The following is a 12,621-nucleotide window of genomic DNA, read 5'->3' as shown; positions in this document are numbered from 1 at the left end:
TGATGAGGGATGTTTTGTCTAGACTGGAAGCAAAACACGTGAAGCGTAGAACTGAATTCACTCGGGAGCTGTTCATGGGACCTTTTTAAGCGATTAAAAGTAAAATGATACCGGACAACACCGTTCGTTAACAAATAAAAGTGGGTAAAGTGTGAACTTTATCAACAAGGGTGGTACCGCGACTGATAGCCTCGTCCCTTTTTGGAGGGGCTTTTTATATTGTCAAAAAAGGAAACGATGAAAGGGAGGATATAAAGATGCAAGACAAATTACAAGCATTAAGAGAAGAAGCACTCACAAAAATTAATGAAGCAGACGATTTAAAAGCACTTGAAGCTGTGCGTGTTGGCTATTTAGGGAAAAAAGGGCCCATCACAGAAGTATTACGAGGCATGGGGAAACTTTCCGCTGAGGAGCGTCCTGTTGTTGGTGAATTGGCTAACACAGTGAGAGCCGCCATTACCGAAGCGCTCGAAGCAAAGAAACAGGTATTTGAAGAGGAAGCACTCAATGAACAATTAAAAGCAGAAGCGATTGATGTGACGTTACCAGGTCGTCCTGTTACGCTTGGTGGTCCACATTTATTGACATCGATTGTGACAGAGATTGAAGACTTATTTATCGGGATGGGCTTTGAAGTAAAAGAAGGGCCTGAAGTTGAAACAGATTATTATAACTTTGAGGCACTGAATTTACCAAAAGATCATCCCGCACGTGACATGCAAGATTCTTTTTACGTAACAGAAGAATTATTGATGCGCACGCACACGTCACCTGTACAAGCGCGAACAATGGGGGAATATAAAGGCAATAAACCCGTAAAAATGATTTGTCCTGGGAAAGTGTACCGTCGTGATACCGATGATGCCACACACTCCCACCAGTTCACGCAAGTCGAAGGCCTTTATGTCGATAAGAATGTGCGCATGAGTGATTTAAAAGGTGTCCTCAATCAATTTGCGAAACAATTCTTCGGAGAAGAACGTGAGATTCGTTTGCGTCCAAGTTTCTTCCCGTTCACTGAACCATCGGTTGAGATGGATATTTCATGTAAAGTCTGTCACGGAAAAGGTTGTTCTGTATGTAAACAGACAGGCTGGATTGAAATCTTAGGTGGAGGCATGGTTCACCCAGACGTGCTAAAGATGGCAGGTTATGACCCTGAGATTTATAGTGGCTTTGCGTTTGGTATGGGACCAGAGCGGATTGCGATGTTGAAGTATGGCGTTGATGATATTCGTCACTTCTACACAAACGATCAACGATTCTTAGCGCAATATCATCAAGCATAATGAACGAGGAGGAAAAGCTGTGTTAGTATCATTAAATTGGTTAAAACAATATGTCGATTTAGGTAGGGAAACACCTGAATCACTCGCAGATAAGATTACAAAAACAGGTATTGAGGTAGAAGGTATTGAATATGTTTCAGAACAATTAGACCATGTTGTTGTTGGTTATGTTGAATCATGTCAGAAGCATCCTGATGCGGATAAATTAAATGTCACGAAGGTTAATGTCGGTGATGAGGTTCTCCAAATCGTCTGTGGTGCCCCCAACGTAGCAGAGGGACAACATGTGGTTGTTGCTAAAGTTGGTGCCGTTCTTCCAGGTAACTTTAAAATTAAACAAGCAAAACTACGCGGGGTAGAGTCTAACGGTATGATTTGTTCCTTGCAAGAACTTGGCATCAAGGAACAATATGTGCCAAAAGACTTAGCGGACGGTATTTTTGTCTTTACCGAGTCAGTCCAAGTAGGACGTGACGTGACAGAGTACTTAAATTTGGATGATGCGATTTTAGAATTAGGTTTAACACCTAACCGCTCAGATGCCCTAAGTATGCTTGGGGTTGCTTATGAAGTGGCAGCGATTTTAAATGAAGAAGTGATCCTGCCAGATGAGACGTATACGACGACAGATGAACAAGCGACCGAACGCGTTTCAGTAAAAGTTGAAGCGACAGATGATAACCCTTACTACGGGGCCTTTGTCGCAAAAAATGTGACGATTAAATCAGCGCCACTATGGATGCGTAATTACTTGATGGCAGCAGGCATTCGTCCAATTAATAATGTTGTTGATATCACAAATTATGTGCTACTTGAATATGGTCAACCTTTACATGCATTTGACTTGGATAAATTCGGATCAGATCAGATTGTTGTGAGACGTGCAGCAGACAATAAAACATTTGTCACACTTGATGAAGAAACCCGTACGTTAAGTGATCAGCACTTAGTCATCACGAACGGACAAGCACCGCAGGCTCTTGCGGGTGTGATGGGTGGTTTTGAATCAGAGGTGAGTGCGACGACAACAACGGTCTTACTTGAAGCGGCTTACTTTGATGGTAAACGTGTACGTCAAGCAGTGAAAGATCACGGCTTACGTAGTGAGTCAAGTACCCGGTTCGAAAAAGGCGTGGATCCTAATCGTGTCAAGCGTGCCGGATATCGTGCGCTACATTTACTTGAAAAATATGCCGACGCCAAAATCTGCGTAGGGGTAAGTGAATATGATGCGCTTGATTACAGTGAAAAAGATGTGGTCATCACGACAGAACGTATCAATGACCGTCTAGGTACGACCATCACAGATCAAGACATTGCGATCATTTTAGATAAATTACAATTTACTTATGATCAAGATAAGTCAACCTTCACGGTCCACGTACCGACACGTCGTCAAGACATTACCATCTTTGAAGATATGTTAGAAGAAGTCGCAAGAATTTATGGGTATGATCATTTAGATTATACGTTACCAGAAGGTGGCCAATTTGCTGGTAAATTAACCGAACGTCAAGCCTTAAAACGCTTTATTAAACAGGTGATGGAAGGGGCTGGTCTGTCTGAAGCCATTACTTATTCACTAACGACAACAGAACGGGCCACCACCCTTGTTGCACCTGATATTAAAACGCAAGCTGTTAGCCCGGTACGCTTAGCGATGCCGATGAGTGAAGAACACTCGACATTACGTTTAAGCTTATTACCCGAACTATTAGCTGTCGCGAGTTATAACCAAGCACGTAAAGAAAAAGATCTTGCCCTTTATGAAGTCGGAACCGTATTTGTTTCTGATGAAAAAGAAATCACGAAACAACCAAAAGAATTAAACCGCTTAGCGGGTATTCTAAACGGTCAATGGCTGACACACCCATTCCAACAAGAACATAAAGCGGTTGATTTCTATGTAGCCAAAGGGATTGTAGAAACATTGGTTGATCGCTTAGGCCTTGACGTTACCTTCCGTCAAGCGGAGATTGATGGTATGCATCCAGGTCGAACGGCAGAAGTGTATCACAACGATCAATCGATTGGGTTTATCGGTCAAGTCCACCCAACGCTAGCCAAGTCATATGATTTAAAAGCAGTGTATGTCTTTGATTTAGATTTAGAGTATCTGTATGACCATGTGGACCTTGAACCGAACTTTAATCACATTCCACGTTTTCCGTCAATGTCACGTGACATTGCCTTAGTCATGGATGAGATGGTGCCAAGTGGTGATGTGTTAGCGACGATTAAACAAGCGGCTGGTGAACACCTTTACAGCTTACATGTGTTTGATGTGTATCAAGGTGAGCATTTACCAGTTGGTAAGAAGTCACTCGCGTTTAACTTACGCTACTTAGACCCGTCTCGTACATTAACGGATGACGAAGTAGAAGCAAGTTACGAAAAAGTATTAGCCGCAGTCAAATCAACACACGGTGCTGTTTTACGCGCGTAAAAATAAAAGTTATTAAGAAAAATAGCGGCTTATTTTCTTAAGTAAGCCGCTATTTTTTCTGTGTTTTTAAAGTGAGTTTTCGCAAAATGATTAAGGCTATCATAGCCTTGTTTTTTAACGAGATAACTGGCGGCTTGGTCAACCTTACTAGAAGCGCCTTTAGGTAACGTGAAGCCGGCTTTTTTACTTAGTTTATCCATCTCTTTCACAAAGCTGTAGCGTGCTAAAATCGACGCGCACGCCACACTGATCGCGTGGGATTCTGCTTTTGTGACAAAGTACGTACCGACAGGTAATGTTTTTCGTTCAGATTGTAAATGCTTGATGTAGACATTCGGTGTTGCAAATTGATCAATAATAATCCCGTCAGGTTTTATAGGCGTTATTTTTTTAAGCAATTTCGTGATGGCGGTATGATGCAACATCGTTTTCATCTTGCCTTGTGACCAGCCTTTTTTCTGCAGGCGATTATATTTTTCATTATGTAAAATCACAAGGGAATAGGGAATCTCTAATTGTAAAATCGTTTTGGCTAATGTCTGAATGGTCTCATCGTTCAAATTTTTAGAGTCTTTCACGCCGAGTTCTTTCAGCAAAGCAATCTGGTCTTTTGTAACATAACAACTACATACAGTCATCGGCCCGAAGTAATCACCTGTACCGGTCTCATCAGATCCAATCGTGTTTTGCCCATACAGTGACTCATCAGGCATGTAGTCGTGTTGATTGACTGTCTTTTTCGTTGAAGCTTGCGTCTTTGTTGACTGCCAGCGATCGGCTTCTAACTCAGGGTTCTGCCCTTGAAACATCACTTTTTTTGAGCGATAGGCGGTAATCGTGACACCGTTTTTCTTTGCTTGAAATACCGCATGCTGCGGTGTCTTCGTTTGATAAGGTTGATAGTCATTGGTCATGTCTTTTAGTGTATCATCAGATACGTGAAGGATAATATGTCCCATAAGCACTCCTCTTTCATTGGTATGGTGTCATTATATCAGAGAAAATAGGGATAGAATAGTTTCCTAAATCACACACTTCATGTTAAGATTAATATTAGGATTTTATTAAAGGGGGTATACAGGTGACCCAGGCGAAAAAAACACGTGCCAACGTCGATATATATGGTAAAAATTATACACTTGTCGGTGATGAAGACATTCATCATATGCGCATGGTCGCAAGTGTGGTTGATGATAAAATGCGTGAAATTTATCAAGCGAATAAAAGCTTAGATACAACACGGTTAGCTGTGTTAACAGCCGTGAATACAATGAATGATTACTTAAAGTTAAAAGAGGCTTATGATGCCCTTGAACAAAAATTGAATAAGAAAGAGGACTAAAACTAAAATGATGGATTTAATCTTAATGTTGTTACTGATTTTTGGTATTTTACGTGGAATGAAACGAGGTCTGATCGTCCAAGTCTTTCATTTCGTTAGCTTCTTTATAGCGTTTATCGTTGCTTCGCGTTTTTATAAATCGTTTGGGGACATGCTAGAGATGTATATTCCTTATCCGCCACTCGAAGGAGATACGTGGGCTTTCTTTGAAGCAACGTTTAACTTGGAGGCAGCTTATTACTATATGATTGCTTTTGTTGTCTTGTTTTTTGTGACGAAAATTATTTTATCAATTATCACGGCGATGCTTGACTTCGTTGCGGAACTCCCACTACTTAATATCGTGAATAAAGGACTTGGGGCCGTATTTGGCTTTTTCGAACAGTACTTAGTGTTGTTTATTATTGTTTTTGTTTTATCGTTGTTACCAGTAGAACAAATACAAGCCATCATTGCCGAATCAAATGTTGCTCGGTTTATGATTGAACAGACACCGATCTTTTCAAACCAGATCATGGATTTATGGTTTTAATGGATGAACATGACAGACCCTTGTATTTTGTGCAAGGGTCTTTCCTTACGAATAGGAGGAGATTGTGATGAAGAATACAGATGCGATTAATAAAAAAGATATTATTCATTTACTTGAGGAGATTGCGATTTACTTAGAGTTAAAGGGAGAAAATCCATTTAAGATTTCTGCTTATCGCAAAGCAGCCCAAGCACTTGAAACGGATACTCGAGCCCTAAGTGAGATTGATGACTGGTCATCGATTAAAGGGATTGGTAAAGGTACGCAAGGCGTGATCACGGAATACTTAACTAATGGTGAATCAGAAACACTTACCCTTTTAAAACAAGAAGTCCCAGAAGGTTTAATTCCGTTACTCGATATTCAAGGTCTTGGTGGTAAAAAGCTTGCCAAATTGTATCAAGAGCTTAAGATTGAGAATATAGCTGATTTACAGGCAGCATGTGAAACCCACAAGGTCGCTGACTTAAAAGGCTTTGGTAAAAAATCAGAAGAAAAAATCTTAGCGGGTTTGTTGAACTTAAACGCCCAACCAGAACGCTTACCCTTTGATGCGGTACGCGGGGTACGTCAAAACATTGAAACAGCCCTTGGGTCAATGGACGGTGTCAAACGGTTTAGTATCGCTGGCAGTATGCGCCGGATGCGTGAGACAGTGAAAGACTTAGATTTTATTATCGCAACGGAACAACCAGAGGTTGTTAAAGAACAGTTGCTAGAGTTAGCGGGTGTGAAAGAAGTGATCGCAAGTGGTGACACGAAGGTGTCCGTTGTGATTGAAGACAAATATGATGTGAGTGTTGATTTTCGTATGGTTGAGAATAAAGCTTTTGCGACGACATTGCATCACTTCACGGGTTCAAAGGATCATAACGTCATGATGCGTCAACTCGCCAAAGCGCGCGGGGAAAAAATCAGTGAATACGGTGTGGAAAATGTTGAAACAGGTGAGGTTGTAACCTTTGATTCAGAAAAAGCTTTCTTCCAACATTTCGACTTACATGAGATTCCGCCTGAGGTTCGAGAAGCGAAAGGCGAGATTGAGACTTATAAAAAAACTCATCCGTTAGTCACACTTGAAGATATAAAAGGCGACTTACACATGCACACGACTTGGAGTGATGGGGCCCAGTCGATTGAAGAAATGGCTAGATTTGCGAGTGACAAAGGTTACGAGTATATAGCGATCACTGATCACTCAAAATTCTTACGGGTAGCGAACGGTTTAAATGAAATCCGGTTAAGAGAGCAACGCGAAGAGATTGAACGCTTGAGAAAACGCTTTCCAGAACTCACGATTTTAGCCGGTGTTGAGATGGATATTTTACCGGACGGCACGCTTGACTTTGATGATGATTTTTTACAAGAACTTGATTATGTGATTGGGGCGATTCACTCATCATTTAGCCAAACAGAAGCAGAGATCATGACGCGTCTGTTTAACGCCATGGAGAATCCTTACGTAAAACATATTGCTCACCCAACGGGACGCCTGATCGGTAAGCGAGACGGGTATAAAGTAAATATGGAACAACTGATTCAAAAAGCGAAAGAGACACATACCATCTTAGAGCTCAATGCTAATCCAAAACGATTTGATTTAAATAGTGAATGGATTAACGTGTGTCAAGAACAAGGTGTGAAGATCACGATCAATACGGATGCTCATAGTAAAGAGACGCTTGAGTTTATGAAAGAAGGCGTCGGTGTCGCTAGAGTGGCTGGTTAACAAAAGAATCGATCGTCAATACGTGGTCATTAGAAGAACTACAAGCATACTGGAAGAAAAAACAAGAATAAGGTGATTCGATGAATGAAAGAATATATCGTGTATTAGAGTTTAATAAAATTATTGATCGATTAATAGACAAAGCAGATACATCACTTGGTAAAACACTTGCCAAGCAAACGAAGCCAAAGACAGACCTGGAGACGGTTTTAAACTTACAAGCAGAAACCGATCAAGCTGTCCAAGTATTGCGGCTGAATCAAACGCTACCCTTTGGCGGGATTAGTGATATTCGTCCGAGTGTAAAGCGGGCAGAAATCGGCGGGATTTTGAGTGCCGCTGAGTGTCTACAAGTGCAGAGTACTTTATATGGAACGAAAAATATTAAACGCTTCATGGATCAGATGGAAGAACCTGAGGCGCCGCTTATTCGTGCGTTAACGGAAGAACTTGAGCCGTTATCTCCGCTTGAGCGAGAAATTAAGTCATGTATTGATGAACATGGTCATGTGATGGATGCGGCATCAGATGCCTTACGTCAGATTCGTTCAAAAATTAGAACGAGTGAATCACGTATCAGAGAACGTTTAGAGGCGTTGACCCGAACAAAGTCGAATATGCTATCTGATGCGATTGTGACGATTCGTAATGACCGTTATGTGCTTCCTGTCAAGCAAGAATATCGTCAAGCCATCGGTGGGATTGTCCATGACCAATCAGCCTCAGGCCAAACATTATTTATGGAGCCACAAGCCGTGGTTGATGTGAATAATCAATTGTCAGAAGCAAAAGCAAAAGAACAAATCGAAATTGAGAAAATCTTAAAAGAATTGTCACTGAAAATCGCAGAAGAACACGTCGCTTTAAGACATAATATTGACGTGTTAAGTGCTTTAGATCTTATCTTTGCGCGTGGTAAATTATCACAAGCAATGCATGCGGCGATGCCAAAAATGAATGATCGTGGCTTTATCGAGATGAAACAAGCCCGTCATCCACTCTTAACGGATGAAGAAGTGGTCGCCAATGATATCACCTTAGGTGAAGATTATCATGCGATTGTCATTACCGGGCCGAACACCGGTGGTAAGACGGTCACATTAAAACTTGTCGGTTTACTCACCTTAATGGCCCAATCAGGCTTGCAAGTACCAGCCCAAGATGGCTGTGAACTCGCGGTGTTTGAAGACGTCTTTGCTGATATTGGTGATGAGCAGTCCATTGAACAAAGTTTAAGTACGTTTTCATCACACATGACGAATATCGTTGATATTCTCGCGCATATTAACGACAAGACGTTAGTGTTATTTGATGAGTTAGGGGCAGGCACAGACCCACAAGAAGGGGCAGCGCTAGCGATGGCGATTTTAGATGAAGTCGTAAAAAAACAAGCACGCGTCATTGCGACAACGCACTACCCTGAATTAAAGGCGTATGGGTATAACCGTGACGGCGTCATTAACGCCTCGGTGGAATTTAACGTTGAAACATTACGACCAACCTACCGGTTATTGATTGGTGTACCAGGTCGTAGTAATGCGTTTGATATTTCTCGTCGTCTTGGACTGGATGAGTCACTTATACTCGCAGCAAAAGAGTTGATTGGCACAGATACGAAGAGTGTGGATCACATGATTGCTTCACTTGATACCGCAAGACGTCAAGCAGAAGATGATTACTTAAAGGCAGAAGCTTATGTCGAGGAAGCGGCTGAGCTAAAACGTGACTTAGAACGCAAGTGGCAGGAATTTGAACAAGAACGTGACCGGTTACTTGAAAAAGCAGAACAAAAAGCAGAAAAGGCGGTTGAAAAAGCACGCGCGGAAGCGGAAGCGGTTGTTCAAACGATCCGTGAGATGAAATCCCAGCACGAATTAAAGGAACACGAATGGATTGAAGCACGTAAATTATTTGATGAAGCTAAACCATCATTAACGAAGAAGCAACAAAAACAAGTGGACAAGAAAGTGAAAGATGAAACGTTAGAAGTTGGGGATGATGTTCACTTAGTCACGCTCAATCAAAACGGGACGATTGTTGAAAAGATTTCGAATAAAGAATTTCAAGTACAAGTCGGTATGATGAAAATGAAAGTAAAGAAAAATCAGCTTGAAAAATTACAACCGAAAAAAGAAACGGTCACGCGTCCGGTCGCAACTGTTAAAAATAAAGGCTCTGATACAAAGCCAGAGCTAGACTTACGCGGAGAGCGTTATGAAGATGCACTGCAACAACTAGAAAAATATATTGATGATGCCTTACTTCAAGGTTATCCACGGGTGACGATTATTCATGGTAAAGGCACCGGTGCTTTAAGAAAAGGTGTGCAAGAATTTGCCAAACGTCATCGTCATATTAAATCAGCGACCGCTGGAAGTGCGCAAGAAGGCGGTAGTGGCGTCACGATTTTTGAGTTCAAGTAAGTGTGAGCAGAACGCTAGCCAAAAAAAAACCCCTGGGTGGTATACTTGGCATTGTAGATATCATTGAGAACATTTTTTTAGGAGGAATTATATAATGGCAACTGTAAAAGTAACAGATCAATCGTTTAAAGAACAAACATCTAAAGGTTTAGTATTAGTAGACTTCTGGGCACCATGGTGTGGGCCTTGTAAAATGATCGGACCTGTTTTAGAAGAACTGTCTGATGACATGTCAGATAAAGTAACGATCGCAAAATTAAACGTTGATGAAAATCAACAAACCGCAGGTCAATACGGCGTTATGAGTATCCCAACATTGCTATTCTTTAAAGACGGCGAAGTTGTTGATCAAGTTGTTGGTTTCCAACCAAAAGAAGCATTAGAAGCACGTATCAACCACCACGCATAAGATGAAAAAAGGAGCCGAGCGGCTCCTTTTTTTTTTACGGTTATTTTTGTTTTTAATTCGCGCGTGTGCTATGCTAAATAAGTAACATTTTACATATCATGTTCAAAAAAGGAGTCTCACATTTATGAAAAAATCACGTGCTAAAATAATGCTGTATGCCTTGTTTTTACTTGGTATCGGGATCAGTTATTATCTTGTCCTTCCGCCACTCAATATCCAGTCGCCAGGTTTTAGAAGTTACCTGGCTGTGATAGTCTTAGTTGCTATGTTTATTGAAATTTTAGTTGATTCAGTTTTTTCTCCACAAGCCCTTAGAAAGTTAAGTAAAAAATATTATGCCTTTGGTTTTGTGCTGATTTTTATTGGGATTAGTTTTATATTACAATTATTTAATGGACCAGTCTTTCGTGCGAAAGACTATGCTGCTTTAATTGAAGTAGAGGAAAAAGATTTTGAAACAGAGTTTCCAACATTATCGACGGATCAAATTCCGATGCTTGACCGTGATACAGCTAAACGTTTAGGAGACCGTCGAATTGGCTCTTTAACAGTGCTTGTCTCCCAATTTGTACCCGCAGAAACGTATACGCAAATCAATATTGCGAATGAACCGTACCGGGTAACCCCACTGGAATATGCCGGCTTTATGCAGTGGCTAAACAACCGTGAAGAAGGCTTGCCGAATTACTTAACGGTTGATATGGTTTCAGGTGAAGTCACAGTTGAAGATGTAGAAGATGGCATTAAATATTCCGATGCTGAGTTATTTAATCGTAATGTGAAGCGGTACTTACGCTTTAACTATCCAACCAAGATGTTTCAAACCCCATCATTTGAAGTAGACGATGAGGGACACCCACACTATATTGCAACAACATATGAAAATAAGTTTCTCTTTACCCAACAAGAGCCGAACGGTGTCATTGTGCTTGATGCGGTCACAGGTGAGACGGCTGCCTATTCATTACAAGACATGCCGGATTGGGTGGATCGGATTTATGCCGCCGAGCTTATTATTCAACAACTGAATTACCGAGGGTTGTATGTTAATGGTTTTTGGAACAGTGTCTTTCAAAAACAAGGGGTGACACAAACCACCAACGGCTATAACTACATTCCGATGCAAGACGATGTTTATTTATATACCGGCGTGACGAGTGTCAATCGTGACGCATCAAATATTGGTTTTTACTTGGTTAATTTACGCACGAAAGAAGCATCATATTATCCCGTTACATCGGCAGATGAATTCTCTGCGATGGAATCAGCTGAAGGTAGCTTGCAACAAATGCGCTTTACCTCAACCTTCCCGCTGCTCATTAGTCTTGAAAATAAACCTTATTATATTTCATCTTTAAAAGACGATTCAGGCCTTGTCCGTTCATATGCCTTAGTGGATGCGGTTGATTACCAAAAAGTTAAAACCGCCGAAACTGTGGATGGTTTAATTAGACAAGTGACAGGTGATACTGATACAGACAGTATTGTAGAAGATATTGAAACAGACGAGGAATTAACTGAATTAACGGGACGCGTTGAAGAGATTGCCCAAGTGGTTGTCGAAGGCAATACCGTGTATTACTTTATGATTGATGGTGCGATTTATAAAGCAGATATCTCACTTAGTGATCTGTTACCATTTGTCGGTGTAGGTTCAGAAATCCAAGGGGCCGTCAATGAAGAGTTAGAATTTCGTGTCTTTGAACTCTTGGAACAACCAGCAGCAGAAGAGGAATCGACTGGCTCAGAACCAGATGGAACGAAAGCATCAGACGATACCGAAACGAATGAATCATCATCTGATGAGAATGCAGAAGAATAATACATGATCAAGATTCATCGATAAAAGAGGCACGCTCACAATCGTGGGTGTGCTTCTTGGTTTTTAAAAGAGAACACACGTGCTATAATAAAAGCACTGTAAAAGAGGTGAGATAATGAGTCAGATTGAAGAAAAGTTGAAAGTGTTACCGGCTGAGCCTGGTTGTTATTTGATGAAAGATAAGCATGGCACCGTGATTTATGTCGGTAAATCAAAAATGTTAAAAAATCGTGTTCGGAGCTATTTCACCGGCGCCAATGATCAAAAAACGCAGCGTCTCGTTCAAGAGATTGTTGATTTTGAATATATCGTGACATCGTCAGAAATTGAAGCATTAATTTTAGAGATGAATTTAATAAAGAAATATGATCCGAAATACAATATTTTATTAAAAGATGATAAATCCTATCCGTATTTAAAAATTACGAATGAACGCCATCCTAGGCTCATTATCACAAGAAAAGTATTAAAGGATAAGGCCCGTTACTTTGGCCCTATCCCAACGTATTAGCCGCAAGAGAAACGAAAAAATTATTAGACCGATTGTACCCTCTTAGAAAGTGCAACAATCCACCAGGAAAGTATTGTTTGTATTATCATTTAGGTCAATGTCTCGCTTGTAGCGA

Annotated in this window: 9 protein-coding genes, 1 pseudogene and 1 other annotated feature (1 of these 11 only partly in view); of the genes and pseudogenes, 9 read left to right on the top strand and 1 reads right to left on the bottom strand. The window is 40.9% G+C overall.

Annotation, left to right across the window (positions count from 1 at the left end):
* Nucleotides 1-202: a binding site (T-box leader), on the top strand; it begins 42 nt to the left of the window's first position.
* Between the two features lie 55 nt (nt 203-257).
* Complete coding sequence (pheS, locus tag JCM19043_RS06165; RefSeq protein ID WP_062320920.1) at nt 258-1,292, top strand: phenylalanine--tRNA ligase subunit alpha; 1,035 nt, start codon at nt 258-260, stop codon at nt 1,290-1,292.
* Nucleotides 1,293-1,311: 19 nt separating this feature from the next.
* A complete protein-coding gene (gene pheT / locus JCM19043_RS06160) occupies nt 1,312-3,738 on the top strand; it encodes a phenylalanine--tRNA ligase subunit beta (RefSeq protein ID WP_062320918.1) in 2,427 nt (808 codons plus the stop codon).
* A 29-nt stretch (nt 3,739-3,767) separates the two neighbouring features.
* Here pheT and rnhC read toward each other — a convergent pair whose 3' ends face one another.
* The gene (gene rnhC, locus JCM19043_RS06155) at nt 3,768-4,697 is read right to left on the bottom strand and encodes a ribonuclease HIII (RefSeq protein ID WP_062320915.1); all 930 of its coding nucleotides are present in this window, start codon (nt 4,695-4,697) and stop codon (nt 3,768-3,770) included.
* 122 nt (nt 4,698-4,819) lie between these two features.
* Between rnhC and zapA the strand changes: the two genes are divergently transcribed.
* The 7 genes and pseudogenes from zapA to JCM19043_RS18700 all read left to right on the top strand — a co-directional run bounded on the left by zapA (nt 4,820) and on the right by JCM19043_RS18700 (nt 12,506).
* Nucleotides 4,820-5,080 (top strand): cell division protein ZapA, encoded by a 261-nt coding sequence (gene zapA / locus JCM19043_RS06150; RefSeq protein WP_062320913.1) that lies wholly within the window; start codon nt 4,820-4,822, stop codon nt 5,078-5,080.
* Between the two features lie 7 nt (nt 5,081-5,087).
* The gene (locus JCM19043_RS06145; RefSeq protein ID WP_062320911.1) at nt 5,088-5,612 is read left to right on the top strand and encodes a CvpA family protein; all 525 of its coding nucleotides are present in this window, start codon (nt 5,088-5,090) and stop codon (nt 5,610-5,612) included.
* A gap of 67 nt (nt 5,613-5,679) precedes the next feature.
* Nucleotides 5,680-7,412 (top strand): annotated as a pseudogene (gene polX, locus JCM19043_RS06140) (DNA polymerase/3'-5' exonuclease PolX).
* Between the two features lie 9 nt (nt 7,413-7,421).
* On the top strand, nt 7,422-9,764 hold the full coding sequence (locus JCM19043_RS06135) for an endonuclease MutS2 (RefSeq protein ID WP_062320910.1): 2,343 nt from the start codon (nt 7,422-7,424) through the stop codon (nt 9,762-9,764).
* Between the two features lie 94 nt (nt 9,765-9,858).
* On the top strand, nt 9,859-10,173 hold the full coding sequence (trxA, locus tag JCM19043_RS06130; protein WP_062320908.1) for a thioredoxin: 315 nt from the start codon (nt 9,859-9,861) through the stop codon (nt 10,171-10,173).
* Nucleotides 10,174-10,297: 124 nt separating this feature from the next.
* Nucleotides 10,298-11,995 (top strand): hypothetical protein, encoded by a 1,698-nt coding sequence (locus tag JCM19043_RS06125; RefSeq protein WP_089855188.1) that lies wholly within the window; start codon nt 10,298-10,300, stop codon nt 11,993-11,995.
* Nucleotides 11,996-12,110: 115 nt separating this feature from the next.
* Complete coding sequence (locus JCM19043_RS18700) at nt 12,111-12,506, top strand: GIY-YIG nuclease family protein (protein ID WP_369813785.1); 396 nt, start codon at nt 12,111-12,113, stop codon at nt 12,504-12,506.
* The last annotated feature ends 115 nt before the right edge of the window (nt 12,507-12,621 follow it).

Origin of the sequence: Halolactibacillus sp. JCM 19043 (genome assembly GCF_001310395.1) — a bacterium.
In the GTDB taxonomy this organism is placed as follows: Bacteria; Bacillota; Bacilli; order Bacillales; family Amphibacillaceae; genus Halolactibacillus; species Halolactibacillus miurensis.
Note: the sequence above shows the minus strand (reverse complement) of the source record. Positions and strands in the feature narration are given on the sequence as shown.